Source organism: Bacteroides sp. CACC 737 (genome assembly GCF_013874375.1).
GTDB lineage: Bacteria > Bacteroidota > Bacteroidia > Bacteroidales > Bacteroidaceae > Bacteroides > Bacteroides uniformis.
The window spans coordinates 197,008-218,029 of record NZ_CP059408.1 but is presented as its reverse complement, the minus strand read 5'-3'; the positions used below and the strand labels follow the sequence as shown (position 1 = coordinate 218,029).

General features: G+C 43.6%; 18 protein-coding genes. 5 read left to right on the top strand and 13 right to left on the bottom strand.

The features are described from left to right. Positions 1-2: 2 nt before the first annotated feature. The 13 genes from H1A11_RS01030 to H1A11_RS00970 form a co-directional block, all read right to left on the bottom strand. Positions 3-1,313, bottom strand: a complete 1,311-nt coding sequence (locus H1A11_RS01030) for an HlyD family secretion protein (protein WP_138345041.1) — start codon at positions 1,311-1,313, stop codon at positions 3-5. A 3-nt stretch (positions 1,314-1,316) separates the two neighbouring features. After that, a complete protein-coding gene (locus H1A11_RS01025; protein WP_138345040.1) occupies positions 1,317-3,524 on the bottom strand; it encodes a peptidase domain-containing ABC transporter in 2,208 nt (735 codons plus the stop codon). 1 nt (position 3,525) lies between these two features. Further along, positions 3,526-4,785, bottom strand: a complete 1,260-nt coding sequence (locus H1A11_RS01020; RefSeq protein ID WP_181757611.1) for a carboxypeptidase-like regulatory domain-containing protein — start codon at positions 4,783-4,785, stop codon at positions 3,526-3,528. A 50-nt stretch (positions 4,786-4,835) separates the two neighbouring features. Further along, a complete protein-coding gene (locus H1A11_RS01015) occupies positions 4,836-5,168 on the bottom strand; it encodes a hypothetical protein (RefSeq protein WP_131225827.1) in 333 nt (110 codons plus the stop codon). Between the two features lie 14 nt (positions 5,169-5,182). After that, positions 5,183-5,836: a nucleotidyltransferase domain-containing protein gene (locus tag H1A11_RS01010; protein ID WP_181757610.1), complete on the bottom strand. Its 654-nt coding sequence runs from the start codon at positions 5,834-5,836 to the stop codon at positions 5,183-5,185. 14 nt (positions 5,837-5,850) lie between these two features. After that, positions 5,851-6,207, bottom strand: coding sequence for a hypothetical protein (locus H1A11_RS01005; protein ID WP_181757609.1), 357 nt, complete (start codon positions 6,205-6,207; stop codon positions 5,851-5,853). Further along, the gene (locus H1A11_RS01000; protein WP_181757608.1) at positions 6,197-7,588 is read right to left on the bottom strand and encodes a radical SAM/SPASM domain-containing protein; all 1,392 of its coding nucleotides are present in this window, start codon (positions 7,586-7,588) and stop codon (positions 6,197-6,199) included. The genes H1A11_RS01005 and H1A11_RS01000 overlap by 11 nt, the downstream gene beginning before the upstream one ends. Before the next feature lie 12 nt (positions 7,589-7,600). Further along, positions 7,601-8,011 carry a DUF3244 domain-containing protein gene (locus H1A11_RS00995; protein WP_226791305.1) on the bottom strand — a complete coding sequence of 137 codons (411 nt, stop codon included), beginning with the start codon at positions 8,009-8,011 and terminating at the stop codon, positions 7,601-7,603. Between the two features lie 119 nt (positions 8,012-8,130). After that, positions 8,131-9,867: a hypothetical protein gene (locus H1A11_RS00990; RefSeq protein ID WP_131225822.1), complete on the bottom strand. Its 1,737-nt coding sequence runs from the start codon at positions 9,865-9,867 to the stop codon at positions 8,131-8,133. A gap of 1,141 nt (positions 9,868-11,008) precedes the next feature. Continuing rightward, the gene (locus tag H1A11_RS18970) at positions 11,009-11,284 is read right to left on the bottom strand and encodes a hypothetical protein (protein WP_226791304.1); all 276 of its coding nucleotides are present in this window, start codon (positions 11,282-11,284) and stop codon (positions 11,009-11,011) included. A gap of 155 nt (positions 11,285-11,439) precedes the next feature. Beyond that, positions 11,440-12,252 carry a glucosamine-6-phosphate deaminase gene (gene nagB / locus H1A11_RS00980; RefSeq protein ID WP_131225819.1) on the bottom strand — a complete coding sequence of 271 codons (813 nt, stop codon included), beginning with the start codon at positions 12,250-12,252 and terminating at the stop codon, positions 11,440-11,442. 44 nt (positions 12,253-12,296) lie between these two features. After that, the gene (locus H1A11_RS00975) at positions 12,297-13,499 is read right to left on the bottom strand and encodes an FprA family A-type flavoprotein (protein ID WP_131225817.1); all 1,203 of its coding nucleotides are present in this window, start codon (positions 13,497-13,499) and stop codon (positions 12,297-12,299) included. Positions 13,500-13,560: 61 nt separating this feature from the next. Beyond that, the gene (locus tag H1A11_RS00970; protein WP_131225815.1) at positions 13,561-14,490 is read right to left on the bottom strand and encodes a TIGR01212 family radical SAM protein; all 930 of its coding nucleotides are present in this window, start codon (positions 14,488-14,490) and stop codon (positions 13,561-13,563) included. Between the two features lie 315 nt (positions 14,491-14,805). On the opposite strand from H1A11_RS00970, the gene H1A11_RS00965 reads away from it, so the two are divergent. The 5 genes from H1A11_RS00965 to lipA all read left to right on the top strand — a co-directional run bounded on the left by H1A11_RS00965 (position 14,806) and on the right by lipA (position 20,998). Next, positions 14,806-15,765 (top strand): ROK family protein, encoded by a 960-nt coding sequence (locus tag H1A11_RS00965; protein WP_117599342.1) that lies wholly within the window; start codon positions 14,806-14,808, stop codon positions 15,763-15,765. Then, positions 15,758-16,909, top strand: coding sequence for a sugar MFS transporter (locus H1A11_RS00960; protein WP_117599341.1), 1,152 nt, complete (start codon positions 15,758-15,760; stop codon positions 16,907-16,909). Before H1A11_RS00965 ends, H1A11_RS00960 begins: the two co-directional genes overlap by 8 nt. Positions 16,910-16,940: 31 nt before the next feature. Further along, complete coding sequence (locus H1A11_RS00955) at positions 16,941-17,702, top strand: sugar isomerase domain-containing protein (RefSeq protein ID WP_117599340.1); 762 nt, start codon at positions 16,941-16,943, stop codon at positions 17,700-17,702. 201 nt (positions 17,703-17,903) lie between these two features. Next, on the top strand, positions 17,904-20,117 hold the full coding sequence (locus H1A11_RS00950) for a S9 family peptidase (RefSeq protein WP_117599339.1): 2,214 nt from the start codon (positions 17,904-17,906) through the stop codon (positions 20,115-20,117). Then, positions 20,117-20,998: a lipoyl synthase gene (gene lipA / locus H1A11_RS00945; protein WP_117599338.1), complete on the top strand. Its 882-nt coding sequence runs from the start codon at positions 20,117-20,119 to the stop codon at positions 20,996-20,998. The genes H1A11_RS00950 and lipA overlap by 1 nt, the downstream gene beginning before the upstream one ends. Positions 20,999-21,022: the final 24 nt, after the last annotated feature.

Sequence of the window (21,022 nt, the reverse complement as noted above, 5' to 3'; positions counted from 1 at the left end):
CTTCATTTTTCATATTTCACCATTTTCCTCAACGGAGCCAACAACCTTTCCAATACATTCTTGTCAGCAAGGATAATGTCTGCCGTACCTTTCAACTCACGCGAAACAGGCAGCTGCTTGCCGTAGTTGGTCTGCATGCCGTCAAGCAAAGTTATTTCTACTATATACATTCCCTCTTCCGTTGGAGCAGGAGAGATACTTGCAACCTGCCCTTTTACATAGCCAAACTCCTGGTCAGGATAATTATTCAGACGTATATGCACCCGCTGTCCCACATGTACCTTACCCGAACCCTGCAAAGGAAGTAGAGCCTTACCTAACACCCTTGAACTGTCGGATGGCTGAATCGTGAAAACCGTTTCACCGGCTTTCACATTCTGGTTACGACTCCAAACCGTCATAAAAGTAACCTTCCCCCTGACCGGACTTTTCAATAAATAAGAGTGCTCCCATTCACTCAATTGCGCGGCTAACTGCTCTATGGCATTCTTTAAATCAGTCCGGCGACTCTGTTCCTCATCGTATGCTTGCTTACGTATATCCAACATATTCTCCTCATGTTGCACCAACTGCATTTCTGCCTGAAGCAAACTCATACGTACCTCTTCTTTAGAACGCAAACTTTGCAAATATCTGCTTCCAGACTCCTCAAATTCCGCAGCAATCATAGCCTTACGCACATATAGAATAGAATCACGGGTATACATACTTTCGACAAGCTTTATATCCTTATCAATCAACTCATACTCCCGCTCTGCCAACCGAAGATAGGAGCGTTGTCCACCCAGTTGTTTTTCCTGAAAACGAAGTTTCCGAGCGTAATAGTCCAACTCCATAAAACGTGCATATTCTGTAAGTGAAGTAATGAAAGCTGCAAAAACCGATTGCAGTTCCCCCAACTGCCAGCGCCTACCGGCAAAAAACTCCACCCCTTCCCGCCAGTCATAATCTTGCGCTTCCCAGGCTTTCATCCTCTCCTTAAGAAAACGCACATCTTCAGAAGACGCAGCATTGCCAATCACTCCTAAATCCGCATCCGCACTCACCAGACTCCCATTCTTCACATAAAGTGTATCCAGCTTCCCCGTAGCATGTGACAGCACAAAGGCGGGGGGCTCTTCCGTAGCCAGAGTCACCTCTGCCGCCAAGGTGTCCGGATACCTGAATATCCAACAACCAACCAGTACCATCAACAGAATCACTGCCAAGACAGTAATCCCACACCTCACCACCCAAGGAGAAATGTGGTTCATCACCTCCTGTACTTCTTCACTGCGAAGTTCTATATCCTTATATATCTTCTCTTCCTCCATTCATTAGCTACCCAATTCCAGCTGATTCTTAACCAGCCGATAATACATTCCTTTCCGCTCCGTCAGTTCCCGATGGGTACCTTCTTCCGCAATGCATCCCCTATCCAGCACCACAATCTTGTCGGCATCCTTCACCGTACTGAGCCTATGCGCCACTACCACTACGGTTTTCCCTTTATAGAATTCATGCAGATGTTCCATAATCTCCTTTTCATTATTCGCATCCAAGGCATTGGTAGCTTCGTCGAAGAAAAGAAATTCCGGATTTTTATATACGGCACGCGCTATCAGCAAACGTTGTTTCTGCCCCTGACTGATGCCGTTTCCCTCCATACCGATTTTGGTGTTATACCCCAATGGAAGCGAGTCTATGAAATCACGGATATTGGCCACCGCCACGGCATGGCGCAGCCGCTCCACATCGATCTGCTCCTCTCCCACAGCAATATTCTGCGCAATGGTTTCCGAAAAAATAAAGCCGTCCTGCATCACGGCTCCCGTCTTGGCACGCCACAAATGAGGATTTATGTTCTCCAACGAAGCATCCCCTACCTTCATGCTTCCTTTATTGGGCGAATAGAAACCTAGCATCAGTTTCACCAGAGTGGTCTTTCCACTCCCGCTCGCACCTACAATAGCTGTCACTTTATGTTCGGGAATCACCAAAGAGACATTATCCAGCACATAGTCTCTATCCGCTCCATCGTAACTGAAGCACACATTTTCCATTCTTAGCTCCCGCTTCTCAGGCAAAACAGACAATTTAGAAGCGATATCCTGCTCCTCGTCCGGCTTCCCATGTACCTCATTCAGCCGTTCCAGACTTATCTTGGCATCCTGAAACTGTTGCGCAAATCCTATAAAAGAAGAAACCGGCGCACTGAGCTGGCCGATGATATAAGTCAGAGACATCATCATACCCAGTGTCATCTGACCGTCTACCACTGCTTTTGCCGCTATAAAGGAGATTATAATATTCGTGGTCTGATTGAAAAATACAGAACCTACTTGTTGTACTTGCCCCAAAGCCAACCCTTTTACGCTGATTTTAAACAGTTTCACCTGAATACGCTCCCACTGCCAGCGCTTCTGTGTCTCGCAGTTGTTCAACTTAATCTCCTGCATAGCGGTCACCATCTGTACAAGGTTACTCTCCTCATCCGCAGCTTGTTCAAACCGTTTAAAATCCAATTCGCGACGATATTTCATAAAAAAAAGGATCCAAGCTACATACAATGAGTTCCCAATAAGGAAGATTACCAATATAGTCAAATTATAGTAAGCCAATACACCTGCAAATATAAAAAAAGTCACAAAAGAGAAAGCCGTGGATATGGATGAACCCATTAGGAAAGATCTTATCCGTCCATGATCCCTGATTCGCTGCATGATATCTCCCACAAATTTCACATCGAAAAAGTGTAATGGAAGTTTCATCAGTTTTATCAAAAAATCAGATATTAACGATATAGAAATACGTGCATTTACATGAAGCAATATCCAGCTTCGAATAAATTCGACTGAAAGTAAAGAAGTAGAAAGAACCACTTGTGAAATTAGTATCAAGGTTATGAAATTCAAATTACCGTCCCGAATACCTACATCCACCAAAGTCTGAGTCAAAAAAGGGAAGATAAGCTGTAATAAAGCAACTATCAACATCCCTAATACTAATTGTAACAACTGCTTTTTATAGGAAGTCAGGTATTTTATAAAGAACATCAACTTATGTCCTTGCCCAACTTCAGGCTCATCATCTTTTTCAAAGAAACGTGCTCCCGGCTCTAAAGCCAATACTATTCCGAGTTCTCTTGAGTCAGATTCTGCAGATAACCAATATCGTTTAATTTCCGCTTCCGAGTAAACAAGCAAACTACTGGCTGGATCTGCTATTTGAAAAAGGCATCTGCCTCTCTGCTTTTTTATGCCATAACAAACCACAAAATGATTCTGATTCCAATATAAAATGCAAGGTAAAGGCACATCTTTCTTCAACTGTTCCAATGTAATGCGTAGACCGACAGTACGAAGTCCTATAGACTCAGCCGCATCACTAAGTCCCATCAATGAAACACCTTCCCGCGATAGAAAAGAATATTCACGAAGAGTCTGTAGAGAATAATTTTTCCCATAATATTTTGCAATCATACGTAAGCACGCAGGACCACAATCCATTTTATCCAACTGCTTATAGTATGGAAAAGTTCTCATTCTATTTCGGATTCAATCTGTCTACATCAATAGAAACAACCTCTATCGAAGGAAGCCCCTCCCGATAAGCACCTATGATATACAATTTACCATCGGCATAACAAAATCCCGGTTTCTTTATACCATACGTAAAATAGCATGTATTCACTTCATTGGTCTCAATATTATAAATCTGTAAAACATTCGCATCATAAATATAAATCAAAACTCCGTTAAGAGCCACTTCCGGTGCGTACACCACCTCTTTCAAGTTACATAATGTTTTCCATTCGCCACTCAATAAATTAAAACTTCTTATAGTCCACTTCGAATCCGTGCTATTTCCACCTATCAAATAAACTGTATGTCCCGCCAAAACGCCCTTCAGATTATCCATCCATTCTTTGGGAATTTTTATTCCTGCGTCGTACCAAACACCGGTTTTCAAATCGAGCATATGCACCTTATCGGAATATTTATTCTTTTTAACCGTACCACCCATCACATACAAGCAATCATTATAAATAAACGTAATGGGGTTAACAGCCTGATGTGGAATACGCTTGTCCACATACACCGTATCTTTCTCTATATCATATACTTCAAGCTGAGGAGACGTAAATTCCAATCTACGATTAGTAGAAAAATACTTGCCTCCCAATATGAACAATTTGTTTTTATAACAATGCACAGCATGACCAATACGGGCCTTAAAAGAATGCCTGCACTTTTTCCAAGCATCCCGAGCAATGTCATATATAAACATTTTCTTCACCAAGTTATCATAACGTGTAACTCCTATACCCTTACCGCATATAGCATAAGATTCCTCTCCCGAAACAACATAAATTTTTCCATCACACGCAAGTACGGCAGAAGAATAAAGCCCTTGCGGCAAGTTATTCAAAAATTCATACTCACCGAAAGTACGCCTAGATTCTCCCTTCACTACCACTTCCTGCAGCGACTGGGAATAGCTATACAGCTTAACTATGTATCCAGAAGCCTCTAATTCTTTCAAAGTATATTTCATAGGCATATAGCCAACGTAAGAGAAGACAAGAGTATCATTCAGAATCCCCTGATTCCAATCACCAAGTTTAAATTTGCCCGAATCATCCGTTATGGCAATTCCAGTTGAATCACGTTGCAAATAGATATTGACCCCAGATAGCGGGGATTTATCTCTCCCGTCAACAACACATCCCCTAACCTGAGAATTTAAAGAAGAAGTACAGCAAAGGGAAAAAAGAAAAAGAAAAAGAAATATATATAATTTCATATAGCCAACGTATTCAACAACATATAAACGTTTTCTCTAACTTGTACACATCATGTCGGATCCATACTAAAACAACTATCCATGCCCATATCAAAGCATGCATCAGGGCTATAAAAACAACCTACAAAATCATTATAAGGAGTGCAACCATCCCATTCACAAGCAGGTGCACAATTTCCATCACAACGATTACAATCCGATGAGCATCCCCACATGGACGGACAAACGTAGGTCGGACAATCCATTCTTACACAAGTTTCACCAGCCCTTATAAGTTTCAACTCATTAGACTCCAATCTTTGCAATCTTGCATCTAAATTCAATTCTTCTTCAAATTCTACTTTAGTAGTATTCAAAGAGATAATTTCCATCTTCTCTTTCATAAATCTTCCTATTTTTAATAAACATTATTTATATAATTCTCAAAAAGTTCTTTTAGTTGCCTATATGATTTAAAACTATAAGGTAAGCATCCCTTCAGTTTCTCATATAATATATAATCATCTTGTTTTATTACGTCATATGGATTACAACCTTCTAATTTCTGCACAATTCTATCTGCATGAAACTTCAAATAGAATATAAAAATTATCATATTAATTATGTTACAACTTTTTCTTTTTGCATCAAAACATGAAATTGGCTCTATTTGCAACTGAGTTTCAATACGAACTTTCAACTCATCAATCAGGACATACTTTAATGCTTTACGTCTCTCTATAGCCTCTCTAATAAAACCTTTCAAATCAGCTATTAGCTTTTTATTATCATATATAACTACCACATTTAGAATAAAAGCAACTGGCATATTGTGATGGTTCATCAGAAATCGCTGCTCGCTCCAACGCAAACCATCTCTACTAAATCCCAAAATACTGACCTTAATTCCTCTATGGGAAAAAGAGACTAAGAAGTTTTTATGACAATCCTCTTGTTGAAATAGGATATCAACATCACTATCAGCTCTATAAGTTCCTATAGCAACAGAACCACCAACCCCAATAGAAGCATCAGGATAGGCTTTATGCAAATAATCTACTACTTCACTCAATACTTTTCTCTGCATTAATTAACCTCCAACAATATTACACCATTATTTGCATACTTTTCAAGATAAAGATTCCGCATACACTTAAATATAACTTCACAGCGACACAATTTTTCAAATGTAAAATCCGATTTTAGCAAATTTTTCAGTTCGCATATATGAGACTCCAAAAAAACATTATCGGCATTCCATGTACAAAATGAAATTATTTCAGCTTCTACAATTCCCAAACGAATATCCATTTCTGCATTTTCTAAACTTTCAAGCAATTTAAAAAAAACAACAGTTACAGAAAAAAATTCTTTAGGAAGATACTTTTCTTCTCTGCATTTATCCGACTGTAAATACTTCAACACTATATCTTCAGTTTTCATCAATACCTTTCTTTATTTTTTCATTATAAATATACTTTATTTCGGCATTGAACAGACGAGGATAATCATTGCATGTACCTGATTGTAAATTTCCGGTTGTTCGTATGGCGTTTGCCAAACATCCTCCACCGCAAAACAACACATATTTACATTTAATACAAGAAAATTTACTAACTCTCGAATCAAACCATTTATCCGCAAACGTATCCTCCAATACAAAATCTGGCATATAGTGTCCCACTCTATATTCCCGTTGTCCCACAACATCCCAGCAAGAATAAATGTCACCCAAAGGATCAAATATAATCATACCAGATTGCGCACCGCAAAAATGACTTTTATAAGGAGTAGATTTCCCCAAAAGCATATTTGTCAACACCGACCTCACGCTATAATCCTGACACATAACTTTACCACATCCTTGTTTTTCCAATCCTTTTTGTAGATAAGTGCAGAAGAAACTACTTTGCGTAAACATCTCTTTCGAATATTCTCCATTTTCTCCTTTTATTGGAACTTCCTTTCTCAAGAGAGCATAATAAGCTTTAAAATTTTGGTATTGAAGCCACCCCTTTTCTTTGAAATAATCCAATAATTCATCAGCCTGTTCCATCGTATAAGGGTCTGTATTTATACGAATTGAAACCGAAATTCCAAGTTTGAGTAAACTATCTACGTTTGAAGTGATTTTAGCAAAAGAATCCTTATTCCTATAATGTGGTTTTCTCTCATTATGTATATCCTCTACTCCATCTATTGTTATTTGAAAAGAAAATATTTTAGAATTTTCTTCTAAATAATCCATATATTTATCCAAGTCATATCCATTAGATGTTACAGAAAACACATATCCCAGTTCTTTACCTTTCTGCACAATATACTCAAGCATTTCATAATTTTCAACCAAGAAAGGTTCTCCACCATACAAATGGATAGTTTTTCTACCAGTTTTATCCTTATCCTTTTCTATTATTATTTCATAGGCCTTATCTACTTGTTCCTTGGTTATCCTGCATTTGGGTAAACACGCGCATCCATTCAATATTGGGTCTTCATAACAATACACGCATCTCAGATTGCAATCATACGAAATTATAAAATGAAAACCGAAATTCTTCAAACGGACTTCATCATAAATTTTATCTAAAAGCCGTTTCACTAATTCCCTTTCATCTTCTTTCGACAAAGAGGTTATATACCCCCGCTTCACAAGCTTCTTCTTTGTTTCATCTGAAATATCACAATCGCTACCTTCATTCTTGAGATACTGGTATACATTCTGATTTACAATATCAAAAGCATGAGTATAACTGTTCAACAAAGCATAACGCCCTGTATCATCATCTACTTTTACTATTATATTATATGACGACGTTCTCATATTTCCATATCTTTACAAGTCAAAGTTACCAAAAGCATAAGCCCCTTCACCATTTCTTATTTCAAGCAAAAAAACACCAGAAGAACCTTGCGGTAATTGGATATTTTTCAATATAGGCGATACAACATTCTCGGAAGAAGAATAGATAACATCTCCATTTTGAGAGATTATAATTTCTATTTCACCGATAGCTTCATAGAAATCCAACTCTATAGAATGGCTTTCACTCAAAAATGCAGAGAAAGGAACGAGCATAGGTATAGAACGAGGCTCCTTTTCCCGACCATTTGGCATTGTAAAAGGTTCATCTGTGACAAACAGCTTTATTTCCACTCGCTCCACAGGCCCCGAATCAGTAGCTATTGCAGTTATTGACAACAAACCGCATAGGCTTAAAAGACACAAAAATCTCTTTAGTTTCATAGCATAAGAATTTCATTGTTATGCCATAAAGATAGTGCAAAAAGAAGAAATATAGACAATAAATATATGGACAATCTACATACACAATAAAACACTATATATCAGAATATTGCGCATCATTATTCATCTTTTATAATGGACAAATAGATGGGATTTGAACTGAAGAACGCCTCCAAATCATCTTGTTTACCCAAATGAAGCCTTTCTTTTAGCCTTTGTTTCTTCCTATAAATAGAGTTTTCTTCGCAATCAAAAGCAAGAAGCAGTTCTGTTGTAGAAAAACCTAATTTTATCAAAACAGATAACAAGAGATTATTTTCATTCAAATTATAATCTTTCCGCAGACGAGTAACAAAATTGCCGGACAATAAATCCACATATTCAAAAACATTCAATTTGTCTTGCCGGGTCATATTTTCCACAAGTAACAAGCCTTGTTTCAATTGGCCCAAAATATATGGAGCACTTACAGCAGAATTTTCACGGATTTCTTTATTCTCATTCATCAATATTTGCATTTTCTGATTTAATTTCCCAATCTTTTCTTTTGTATTTTCCACCGACAGCGCTTCCTTTTGTCTCAGTTCCTCTATTTGATGAATATATTGCCTAATTGCCAGTTCATTCTCTCTATACACCTTCAACTCCCTCTCCATACGCACTTTAAGGCGTTTCTTATATATTTTCCTATATTGCTTCTTTATCCCCCAATATAATACTATGCCCAAGCCTATCAATAGCAAGCACATGCATATCCATACATATTGCTGGATTTGTTTTTCTTGCGCAAGCAACCTATTTTCCATCATTAATTTGTCAGCCTCATATTTCCGCTGTAAAGTAAGAATTCTATTCTGCAAATCTATCTCCCGACTAATTCTCAACAATGAATCAGATTTTTCCTTATAGGCAAGTGCCCTAACATAATCAGTACGCTTTTTTTCCAACAAATAGAGATAATTATAAGCGCCAGATTGTGTATAGTCGTCTTTTGAAGCTAAAACCTTTTTCAAATACTTTTCTGCCTTTTCTAATTGACCAAGTTGCAGATAAGTATCTCCCAACGACATACAATAACAATAAGCGAGATGGGGAATTCGTTCATTTTTGACCGCCGAACAAAAATAGGTAATTGCCTCAGAATAGTTTTTTCTCTTTTTCTCCTGCTCACCCATAAAATGTAGCAGAGAAGAAAATACCGGAGACAAACTATCCCCTTTTAATAATGAGATTCCAGTCTTTGCATACCAAGTTGCACTATCACAATTTTGCTTAATCTCATAAATCCAAGCTATATTCCGATAACTATATACTATTTTCAAAGTATCACTCGTTTTCGTACTATAAAAAATAGACCTTCGATAATTATTAAGCGCCATATCATACATCTTCCGATCACTATTCAAAGAACCCATATACTGCTGAATTAAAGCCAGCATCTTATACTCTTTGGTCTTCTCCAACGCTGCATAGGCATCCAAATAGGCTTTCATAGCCATCGCTTCATTTTTTTGCAAATCCAGTACCTTACCATAATAGAGAAAAGCCTTTCCTATTTTTACTTTATCATCACCCTCTAAATAGTAATCTACCGCATTTTTTATCAACGAATCCGACTGCAAACTATCCAGATAGTTTTTATCACGTGCTTGTGTCAACAACAATGCATAATCTGCCCGCTGCTTTCCACGAAGCTTCTCTGGATGAGGAATTTGCTCCAACAGCAGCAATGCACTGTCAGGATATACATCCATATACCTCTCTACCTTATCAAAAGCATTGGATACGTTCTTCTCTACGCAAGAACCTAACAGTACGCAAACGGACAAAAGCCCAAGATATAACAGTTTTTTCATATGAACATGTTCTTTACCAGATTATCATTGCGTATACACAGAATCCTTTTGGAGATAAATATTCACACCAGCCAACGGCAATCCTTTTTCCCCATCAGTCACAATGCCATTTGTCTGCGCATTAGAAATAACTGTACAGCAGAATATTATGAACAGCACTATACATCACTTCATAATTCATGTATATATAATTAAACTTTGGATGAGAATAAGCTTTTTTACGGCCCCTCCCTTCAAAGATACAAAAAAACGCTTCAATAATGTACAAAAACAAGATAAATGTGACAAACAAAACAAATAGCTCAGAGCTTGTTTCCCCTTACATAGGCTTCCTTTCCATTTTCTGTACGGAGTTATCAGCGCCTATCGACCGTGATACGCTCTGCCAACGGCCGTCAACCACTCGACTAACGACCGTCAACAAGGTGCCTCATAGCCGTTGAACACCTATTACACTCATGGTTTCCCCATATTGTACACCTATCTTATTCCTATTATGAGCCCAGCTGCAGTCTATCGGTAAACAGTCTTTTACGAAGTTAATACCTTGTTTACACGAAACTCATATCGTGTAAACAAGATATTTGCAAATTGCTGTACATTCTATTAATAAACTAACAAACAAGATATTAACTTACTTTCCGGCGTATTTTCGCTGTGGAAGCAAAAGTTGCTTCCACCTTTTTGAGTTGCTTCCACAGCACTTGTAATGCCGATGAATAAAGGGATGCAGGAAGTGGGTGGAAGTGTGGAAGCAGAAATGATAAAACTAAGCAGAGATAATTTCCCCTTAAAAGCAATAAAACTCCAGAATCTGCTAGAGCAAAGCATCCTGCTTTCCCGGACCTTTTATAAAATTGTGCCAGTAAAGCTGACGACTGCTTCTCGCAAAGACGGGAATCATGTACCTGCTCCATCCAGCAGACGATCTCTCTCCAAACATCTACCGAAAGATGTGACAAGACTTCTGTCGGGGCTCCCCCCTTCTCCACCTTACGGAAGATTTCGACCAAAGCACACAACAAGCTGGACATTATCTGTTTACAACGGGAATGGGAACGGGATTCCCGGTTTCTGAAACGTAGCAGGAAATAGTACCCCAGCCACAAATAAACGGCGGTGACTTCTGCATGGATTTTCTCTATCTCTTCCGATGCACAACCAAGGCAGCATCAATTTCTTCCAGAATCGCATCCGTATCATCTTCTATGTAGTATTTCTGCGCAAGACACTCTATCACGCACCCCCATTTCGCTATATCCACACACTCTTGCGTACGCCCCATCCATACATGGGCTTCCTCCAACATCCGGAATGCTTTTTCTCCACATTCCGGAGCATCATAAAACCGATACTGACGAAACAACAGAAGAGACTGACATAATAGCTCATCCAAAGAGTACTCCGCACTTTCCATATTTAAAATTCAAGTATCCATTCTGGTTACAAAATCGAGCAAAAGTAATCATTTTCCAAGATAATCATGCCGTTCCGAAGTACAAAAAGAAAGCGCAACTTGTTTTTCATAATCAAACAAGCTGCGCTAATCCATATTATACAATAATTATCTGCTTACTTCAGCAAACTTTCCGCATCCAGGTGCTCCGCCTCAATATCCTTGAAGTAGCGGTAAGTACCCACCTTCAATTCTTCGGTAGCCGCATCGTCACAAACGATGATACCCTTTTCGTGCATCTGCAAGGCGCTGATGGTCCACATCTGCATCACGGGACCCTCGACTGCATGATAGAGGGCACGTGCCTTGTTGTGTCCGTTTACGATAATCATTACCTCGCGGGCGCTGAGCACAGTACCCACACCGACGGTCAGGGCAGTCTTGGGAACCTTGTTCACGTCGTTGTCAAAGAAACGGGAGTTGGCAATGATGGTATCGGTAGTCAATGTCTTCTGGCGGGTGCGTGACGCAAGGGAAGAACCTGGCTCGTTGAAAGCAATATGTCCGTCGGGGCCGATACCGCCCATGAAGAGGTCAATGCCGCCGTAGGACTTGATTTTCTCTTCATAGCGTGTACACTCGGCATCCAGGTCGGCAGCGTTGCCGTTCAGGATATTGGTGTTCTCCGGCTTGATGTCTATATGGCTGAAGAAGTTGTTCCACATAAAGGAATAGTAGCTTTCGGGATGTTCCTTGGGCAAACCTACATACTCGTCCATATTGAAAGTCACTACGTTCTGGAAAGACACGATGCCTTTCTTGTTCAGGTCGATAAGTTCCTTGTACATGCCCAACGGAGAAGAACCGGTGGGGCATCCCAATACAAACGGTTTTTCAGGTGTCGGATGAGCGGCCTTGATTTTGGCAGCCACATAATGTGCCGCCCACTTTGATACGGACTGATAATCCGATTGAATGATAAGTCTCATTGTGATTGTTTTTATTAGGTTAATAAATTAGGGGTAATTCAACTTTAATTACTTCTATCCTTCTTCAAACGCTCTGCCATGGCACGTGCCAGGTTTTCGCATTGTTCGTAAGTAATGTCCTTCATGGCCTGCTTCATCTCTACCGGGTCGCCCACAATCTCGAACTTGCTCTTTTCGGCAAACTCGCCCATACGCTTCACGGCAGCACCTGCCCAGCAGAAGGATCCGAAGTATCCCAGATAACGTCCCTTCACTTCGCGTACCAGAATCTTGGAAAGCAAGGATTCTATCTCAGGATAAATCTGGTTGCTGTAGGTGGGGCTGCCGATGATAAGTCCGCGATACTTGAAGATATCGGCAATGATATAAGAAGGATTGCTCTTGCTCACATTGTGCATCACGATGTTCTTGATGCCTTGTGCAGAAAGTTCCGCCGCAATGGCTTCCGCCATCTGCTCCGTGTTGCCGTACATGGAACCGTAAGCAATGACCACACCTTCGTCAGCAGCGTAACGGCTCAACTTGTCGTAGATGCCGATAACCTTGGCTATGTTTTCCGTCCACACCGGTCCGTGCGTGGAGCAGATAGTGGAAACGGGCAGACCGCCCAGCTTAGCCAACGCCTTCTGCACCGGAGAGCCGTACTTGCCTACGATGTTAGAATAGTAGCGAACCATCTCATCCCAGTATCTGTCCAGATTGATGCGGGTATCCAGGAACCCTCCGTCCAACGTGCCGAAACAGCCGAAACCGTCACCGGCGAAAAGAACTCCTTCCGTTTCGTCAAAAGTCATCATCGTCTCGGGCCAGTGCACCATCGGGGTCATATAGAAACGGAGTTTATGATGTCCCAAAGCCAGAAAATCCTCGTCCTTCACCATGTACTGTTCGCCCGTCACGCCATAAAAGCCCTCTATCATGCCGAAAGTCTGCTTGTTGCCCACGATGATGATGTCGGGGTAATGCTGCTTTATCAGACGGATAGAACCCGAATGGTCCGGTTCCATGTGGTTGATGATGAGATATTGGATGGGGCGCTCGCCGATGATACTCTTTATCTTGCGCAGATACACCTCGAAGTAGCAGATGTCTACCGTATCGACCAAAGCGACCATTTCGTCGTCTATCAGGTAAGAGTTGTAGGAAACCCCATACGGCAACGGCCACATACCTTCAAACAAATGCTTATTGCGGTCATTCACTCCCACGTAGTGGATTTTTCCTTTTATCACTGTTTTTGGGTTCATAATTATTCTTTATTTAGATTGATTCCATATTTAAAGTTGCGGCAAAAATAATTCTTTTTTCTCACATTTCATACTTCTTTCCCTGATATGCACCGAGTTCTTTCATTCTTTTTTGAACCCGATGATTAAATTCATAATTTTTCAGTCCCCAGTCAGGTGCAATGAGCAGTTCCTTAGGAGACTGGGAGACGAAACGCTCCAGCACCAAGTCCGGCCGCAGATGCTCGATATAGTCTATCACGAGGTCGATATATTCCTCCACATCAAACAGATGAAAATCTTCAGGATACTGCCGGTACTCCAGAGCCATGCGGGTACCCCTTATCAGTTGCAACTGGTGCATCTTCAAGGTAGTGAGTGGCAGGCGGGACAATACACCGGCTTGTGCTACGATACTTTCGTGCGTCTCGCCCGGCAGTCCGAGGATGACATGCCCACCGGTCAGGATTCCGCGTGAAGCGGTTCTTTCCACCGCATCGGCGGCGGCATGGAAAGTATGCCCGCGGTTGATGCGGCAAAGTGTCTTGTCGTCGGTACTCTCTATGCCGTACTCCACTAAGAGGAATGTATGCCGGTTCATCTCCTCCAGATAGTCCAGCAAGCTGTCGGGCATACAGTCCGGACGGGTGCCGATAACCAGGCCCACCACTCCGTCTGCCGACAAGGCCTCCTCGTATTTCCGCTTCAGGTCTTCCAATTCGCCATACGTATTGGTATAGGCCTGGAAATAGGCGAGATACTTCATCTCCGGATATTTGTGTGCAAAGAACTGCTTGCCCTCTTCCAGCTGGCGGGTAATGGATTTCTCCGTACGGCAATAATCGGGGTTGAAGGTCTGGTTGTTGCAATAGGTGCAACCGCCGACTCCTTTGTTTCCATCCCGGTTGGGGCACGTAAAACCGGCATTCAGCGATATTTTCTGTACCTTATAGGGAAAATATCGCTTCAGAAAAAAAGGGAACTCATTATAGAGCGTAGATTTGGTTTCCATACATATTCCTTATGTAAGTGGCAAATATAGGATTTTTCCGTGGGATGAACCTGCAAAAACAAGAATACTTTCCACTTGATTTGTTAACGAACATAAAACAAAGAATTTCCGCCTGCACTAAAAAATGTTTCATCTACTGATATATAACTAATTAATTGAGAAAGAGTACATCCAAGCTCAATTAAATTAAACACAATTTAGTGATTAGACACTCTTTTTACACACAATTTCCTCAGTTTATACTCCTCAAGAATGAAATAAATTCATAGCTTTGCATACAACCTTAATGAATCAACCTATAAATACTATAACACCATGGCAACAATCGCATTGGACATAGGCGGCACAAAAATAGCCAGCGCCATTTTCTTTCCGGACGGAAGCATGATGTTTAACCGCAAACGGCTCCTGAAAGGAAGAACCGGTCACGAAGTGGGCAAGCTCGCCGCGGATATCCTCGCCAAACTTCTTACCGTAGCACGCAGAAGCCGTATACACATCGACGGAATAGGTGTCTGCATCCCCGGTATCGTTTACTCCCAAACCAACCGGGTATGGGCCCCCAACATACCGGGCTGGGATAACTACCCCCTCTATGAGGAGCTGCGCAGTGTAACGCCTCCGGGCATCGAGATATACATCGACAGCGACCGTACCTGCTATATGTATGGAGAGATGTGGCAAGGTGCCGCCAAAGAATGTCACAGTGCCATATTCATTGCCGTGGGAACCGGTATCGGTGCCGGCATCATCATCGACGGGCACGTGTTGCACGGAGCCAACGACATTATCGGCGCCACCGGCTGGATGGCCCTGCAACCTCCCTACCGGGAAGAGTATGACGCATGCGGATGTTTCGAATATTACGCTTCCGGCAATGGTATCGGGGCACGGGTACGCGATGCCGTACGCGCCAACAAGGCATACAAAGGGAAACTGCGCCAGAAACCCATCTGCCGCATATCGGCCTATGATGTGTTCAGTGCCTATAATGAAAAAGACCCTATCGCCATCTCCGTATTGCACAAAGCCGTCGAGATGTGGGGCATGGCTTCCGCAAATCTGGTCAGCCTGCTCAACCCGCAGAAGATAATTTGGGGCGGAGGCGTCTTCGGCCCTGCCGGTATCTTTATAGATGACATTTATAAGGAAGCCTGCAAATGGGCGCAGCCGCTCAGCATCAAGCAGGTGGAATTTGTACCTTCTCAGTTGTCCGGTAATGCCGGACTGATAGGAGCAGCGTTTCTTGCCATCAAAAATCACTTGTATGAGTAACAGTTATCACAAGAATCTCGTATTCACGGCAGCGTGCATCGGGATGTGTTTCTTCGGAGTCTCCATGATTACATTGGGAGCAGTGTTGCCATCCCTCATAGCCAAGCTGAATCTGAGCGGGTTGCAGACAACCTCACTGGCCACTTTCCTGCCGCTGGGCATGCTGGCCGGTTCCCTGATTTTCGGTCCCATCGTAGACCGGTTCGGACATAAAGCCCTGCTGGTGCCCAGCTGCATCATCGTACTGCTGGGGATGGAAGGACTTGCCTTCTTTGAAAGTGTGCCATTACTGCAAGCTTCCATCGTCGGCATCGGCTTGGGAGGAGGCATCCTCAACGGAGAAACCAATGCATTGGTATCCGATATCTCGGGAGAATCCGAGAAAGGGTCGCGTCTCAGCTTTCTGGGCATGTTCTACGGACTGGGCGCATTGGGCATACCGATGTTGCTGGGCTCCCTTTCCAAGCATTATTCATTCGAAACCATCTTGCTGGGAATTGGTGTAGTGATGCTTGCGGGCATTATATTCTGCATCCCCGTACGCTTCCCCGCCCCTAAGCAGGCACAAGGTTTCCCGGTAAAAGAGGGATTGGGACTGCTGAAAGAAAGCAGCTTACTGCTACTCAGCTTCATTCTTTTTTTCCAAAGCGGCATTGAGGGTGTCTGCAACAATTGGTCCACAAGTTACTTTGGGCAGATGACGGATATTCCGGCCAATCAGGCATTGATTGCACTGACCTGCATGGTAGCGGGACTGACCGTGGCACGTATGGTGCAGGTTGCGATATTCAAGAAGATAAAACCGGAAACCGTACTGCCCTACAGCCTTACGCTCACTGCCATAGGATTCTGTTTCCTTATGTTCTCGCCGGGTTTTGCACGCGCAGCAGTCGGCATGGTGCTGGTAGGTATGGGGCTGTCGGCCACGTATCCCGTGATACTCAGCATTCTTGGAAGCCGGTACCCGTCCTTATCGGGAACAGCATTCAGCGTGGCGCTTGCCATAGCCCTCATTGGCCAGACTGCAATGAATGGCCTGATGGGAATGGTTTCCCAATACACCAATGGCATCGGGCTTTATCCTTATCTGATGATTGCCTCACTTGCCGTCATGCTCCTTTTGTATAAACGCTCACTCAAATAAATTTATTAACTTCTTAAAAAACAAAAAAGTTATGTTAGCACTCGAATGGTTAAAGAATGCCCATGGCATTATGGAAAAGCTGGAAGCTACCCAGTTGGAAAACATCAAAAAAGCAGCCACTGTTATGGCAGACTCCATCGAAACCGGTCGTTGGGTCCACACGTTTGGTTGCGGCCACGCAACGATTCCCGTAGAAGAAATGTATCCGCGTATCGGCAGCTTTGTAGGATTCCACCCGCTTTGCGAATTGCCTCTGACATTCTTCACGCAGATTATCGGCCAGATGGGTATTCATCAGTTCCTCTTCCTGGAACGGGCAGAAGGCTACGGCCAGGAAATTATGAAGAACTATGATTTTGATTCCAAAGACTGTATGTGGATTTTCTCACATACCGGTATCAATGCCGTCAATATAGACATGGCATTGGAAGCCAAGAAGCGCGGCATGAAAGTTATTGTATACGGTTCGGCCAGCGAAACGGGCGACAAGGCCAGCCGCCACTCCAGCGGAAAGAACCTCTTCCAGTTGGCAGATATCGTAGTGGATTCCTGCGTTCCCCTGGTAGACGCCTCCGTACCTTTGAAGAACCACTTCGACAAGGTAGGTCCGTTGTCTACATTGAGTTTCGTCACCATGGTATGGATGACCATCACTACCGTTGCCGAAATCCTTGCCGACCGTGGCGTACACTTGTACATCCATCCGTCGCACAACGTTCCGGGTGACACAACCGCCCACGAACGACTGGATGCAGCCATTGCAGAATATCAAAGAAAAGTCAAGTGCTTGTAACGAAAGATATTCCAATCATCATCTCATCCAATCATCATCTATGAGTGACGGACGTCCGTCCCTGCTTCGCCCCCAAGGAGCAGGACGGGCTTTTTCTGTTCAAAAAGAATAAAATCGGCCCACTGCTTCGATAAATCTTCCCTTTGTTGTATATTTGTTCCCCAGAAAAAAGATGGAAACAGATAAGCATAAAAGATAGATATGAAACAGATAAGCATCGCACTTCTCCTCTGCCTCTGTACGCTGGCAGGTTTCGCCCAAGGTGGCAAGGCGCTCGATTTGAAAGAAATCATATCGGGCAAGTTCACTCCGAAGAACATTTCCGGCGTTATCCCCATCCCGGGAGACGGAGAACATTATTCGCAAATGAATGCGGACAGGACACAAATCATCAAATACTCCTTCAAAACGGGAAAACCCGTGGAAGTGCTGTTTGATGCCGCTACCGCACGCGAATGCACGTTCAAGACATTTGACAGCTACAGCTTTGCTCCGGACGGCAGCAAACTGCTCATTGCCACCGAAACAACTCCCATCTACCGCCATTCCTATACGGCTGTGCATTACATCTACAGCCTGAAGCGCAATCTGGACGGTAAAATCAACAATATTGTGGAAAAACTTTCGGACGGCGGCCCGCAGCAGGTGCCCGTATTTTCACCGGACGGCAACCAGGTGGCTTTTGTACGCGACAACAATATCTTCCTTGTGAAACTGCTCTATGGCAACAGCGAAAGCCAGGTGACGGAAGACGGAAAACAGAACGAGGTGCTGAACGGCATCCCCGATTGGGTTTACGAAGAGGAGTTCTCCTTCAACCGTGCGCTGGAATTCAGTGCCGACAGCCAGATGCTGGCTTTCATCCGCTTCGACGAGAAAGATGTTCCCTCCTACTCTTTCCCTCTTTTTGCCGGACAAGCCCCCCACTTCACCCCTTTCGAGAAGTATCCGGGAGAGTATACTTACAAATATCCTAAAACGGGAGAAGTAAATTCCAAAGTGTCCGTACACACCTTCGATATCAAGTCGAAAGTGACCCGCAAGATAAACGTGCCGGTAGATGCAGACGGCTATATTCCCCGCATCCGCTTTACCCAAGACCCCAACAAGCTTGCCGTCATGACACTGAACCGCCATCAGAACCGGTTCGACCTATACTTTGCCGACCCTCGCAGCACGGTAGCCAAACTGGCTCTGCGTGATGAAAGCGATACCTATATCCGCGAGAATGTATTCGACAACATCGTCTTCTATCCGGAAAATTTCAGCTTTGTCAGCGAAAAGAGCGGATACAACCATCTGTACTGGTATAGCATAGGTGGCAATCTGCTGAAACAAGTGACAGCCGGACCATATGAAGTGCAGGAGTTCCTGGGTTATGACCCCGAAGAAGGAAGCTTCTACTTCAGCAGCAACGAGGAAAGCCCCATGCGCAGTGCCATCTACAAGATTGACCGGAAAGGCAAAAAGACCAGGCTATCGTCACAAGCCGGAACAAACAGTGCGCAGTTCAGTACGAACATGAAGTACTATATGAACCGTTATTCCAATCTGGATACTCCGACCGTCATTACACTGAACGACAATACGGGCAAGACTCTTGCCACCCTGATGGACAATGCGGCATTGAAGCAGGAAATCAGTGGCTATGACATGCCACGAAAGGAATTCTTCACTTTCCAGACTTCCGACGGAACCACATTGAATGGCTGGATGATGAAACCTGCCGACTTCTCCGCCGGCAAGAAATACCCGGTACTGATGTACCAGTACAGCGGCCCCGGTTCACAGCAAGTGCTTGACAAGTTCAGTGTAAGCTGGGAAACCTACATGGCATCGCAAGGCTATATCGTGGTTTGCGTAGACGGGCGTGGCACCGGAGGACGTGGTGCCGAATTCGCCAAATGCACCTATCTGAACCTGGGTATCAAGGAAGCCAAAGACCAGGTGGAAACCGCCCTCTACATGGGCAACCAGCCTTATGTGGACAAAAACCGCATCGGAATCTGGGGATGGAGTTACGGTGGATACATGACCATTATGAGTATGAGTGAAGGAACACCGGTATTCAAGGCCGGAGTAGCCGTAGCTGCCGTTACCGACTGGAACTACTACGACACCGTTTACGGCGAACGCTTTATGCGCACACCGAAAGAAAACGCCGAAGGCTATAAGGCCAGTTCCGCCTTTACCCGTGCCGACAAGTTGCACGGCAACCTGCTGCTAGTACACGGCATGGCAGACGACAATGTACACTTCCAGAACTGTGCCGAATATGCCGAACAACTGGTACAGCTCGGCAAACAGTTCGATATGCAGGTTTACACCAACCGCAACCACAGTATCTACGGAGGAAATACCCGGTTACACCTATATACGCGGTTGACCAACTTCTTCAACAAAGAATTGAAATAATGCCTGAAAGAGTACGTAAGCCTGAATGGCTCAAAATAAGCATCGGTGCCAACGAGCGCTATACCGAGACCAAACGCATTGTCGAGTCTCATTGCCTCCATACCATCTGCAGCAGCGGCCGTTGCCCCAATATGGGGGAATGTTGGGGGAAAGGCACCGCAACCTTCATGATTGGGGGAAATATCTGCACCCGGTGCTGTAAGTTCTGCAACACAGCAAGCGGGAAGCCCTTGCCGCTGGATGCCGATGAGCCTACACATGTGGCAGAATCCATCGCCTTGATGAAACTCTCCCATGCAGTCGTCACCTCTGTAGACCGTGACGACCTGCCCGACTTAGGCGCATCGCACTGGGTACGTACCATCCGGGAAATCAAGCGGCTCAATCCGGACACCACCGTCGAAGTGCTGATTCCCGACTTCCAGGGAAGAAAGGAGCTCGTGGCACAAGTTATCGATGCACAACCGGAAATCATTTCGCACAACATGGAGACTGTCCGCCGCATCAGCCCCCTCGTGCGCAGTGCCGCCAAGTATGAGACAAGCCTGGAAGTGTTGCGGCAGATTGCAGAAAGCAATACCACCACCAAGTCCGGCATTATGGTGGGATTGGGCGAGACTCCGGAAGAAGTGGAAGAACTGATGGACGACCTTCGCCAAGTGGGCTGTCACATACTGACCATAGGGCAATACCTTCAACCCACACACAAACATTATCCGGTAGCGGCATATATTACTCCCGAACAATTTGCACTCTACAAAGAGAAAGGATTGGAAAAAGGGTTTCAGCAAGTGGAAAGCGCCCCATTGGTACGCTCCTCCTATCATGCAGAAAAACAGATTCATTTTATACAAAAAAGAAGTAAAACAGGAAACATTTAAATCTCCCAGTTGTTATGATGTAAA

Coding starts and splice junctions, on each gene's coding strand:
- H1A11_RS01030 (WP_138345041.1), bottom strand. CDS start 1,313: ATGGAGGAAGAGAAGATATATAAGGATATAGAACTTCGCAGTGAAGAA.
- H1A11_RS01025 (WP_138345040.1), bottom strand. CDS start 3,524: ATGAGAACTTTTCCATACTATAAGCAGTTGGATAAAATGGATTGTGGT.
- H1A11_RS01020 (WP_181757611.1), bottom strand. CDS start 4,785: ATGAAATTATATATATTTCTTTTTCTTTTTCTTTTTTCCCTTTGCTGT.
- H1A11_RS01015 (WP_131225827.1), bottom strand. CDS start 5,168: ATGAAAGAGAAGATGGAAATTATCTCTTTGAATACTACTAAAGTAGAA.
- H1A11_RS01005 (WP_181757609.1), bottom strand. CDS start 6,207: ATGAAAACTGAAGATATAGTGTTGAAGTATTTACAGTCGGATAAATGC.
- H1A11_RS01000 (WP_181757608.1), bottom strand. CDS start 7,588: ATGAGAACGTCGTCATATAATATAATAGTAAAAGTAGATGATGATACA.
- H1A11_RS00995 (WP_226791305.1), bottom strand. CDS start 8,011: ATGAAACTAAAGAGATTTTTGTGTCTTTTAAGCCTATGCGGTTTGTTG.
- H1A11_RS00990 (WP_131225822.1), bottom strand. CDS start 9,867: ATGAAAAAACTGTTATATCTTGGGCTTTTGTCCGTTTGCGTACTGTTA.
- H1A11_RS18970 (WP_226791304.1), bottom strand. CDS start 11,284: ATGGAAAGTGCGGAGTACTCTTTGGATGAGCTATTATGTCAGTCTCTT.
- nagB (WP_131225819.1), bottom strand. CDS start 12,252: ATGAGACTTATCATTCAATCGGATTATCAGTCCGTATCAAAGTGGGCG.
- H1A11_RS00975 (WP_131225817.1), bottom strand. CDS start 13,499: ATGAACCCAAAAACAGTGATAAAAGGAAAAATCCACTACGTGGGAGTG.
- H1A11_RS00970 (WP_131225815.1), bottom strand. CDS start 14,490: ATGGAAACCAAATCTACGCTCTATAATGAGTTCCCTTTTTTTCTGAAG.
- H1A11_RS00965 (WP_117599342.1), top strand. CDS start 14,806: ATGGCAACAATCGCATTGGACATAGGCGGCACAAAAATAGCCAGCGCC.
- H1A11_RS00960 (WP_117599341.1), top strand. CDS start 15,758: ATGAGTAACAGTTATCACAAGAATCTCGTATTCACGGCAGCGTGCATC.
- H1A11_RS00955 (WP_117599340.1), top strand. CDS start 16,941: ATGTTAGCACTCGAATGGTTAAAGAATGCCCATGGCATTATGGAAAAG.
- H1A11_RS00950 (WP_117599339.1), top strand. CDS start 17,904: ATGAAACAGATAAGCATCGCACTTCTCCTCTGCCTCTGTACGCTGGCA.
- lipA (WP_117599338.1), top strand. CDS start 20,117: ATGCCTGAAAGAGTACGTAAGCCTGAATGGCTCAAAATAAGCATCGGT.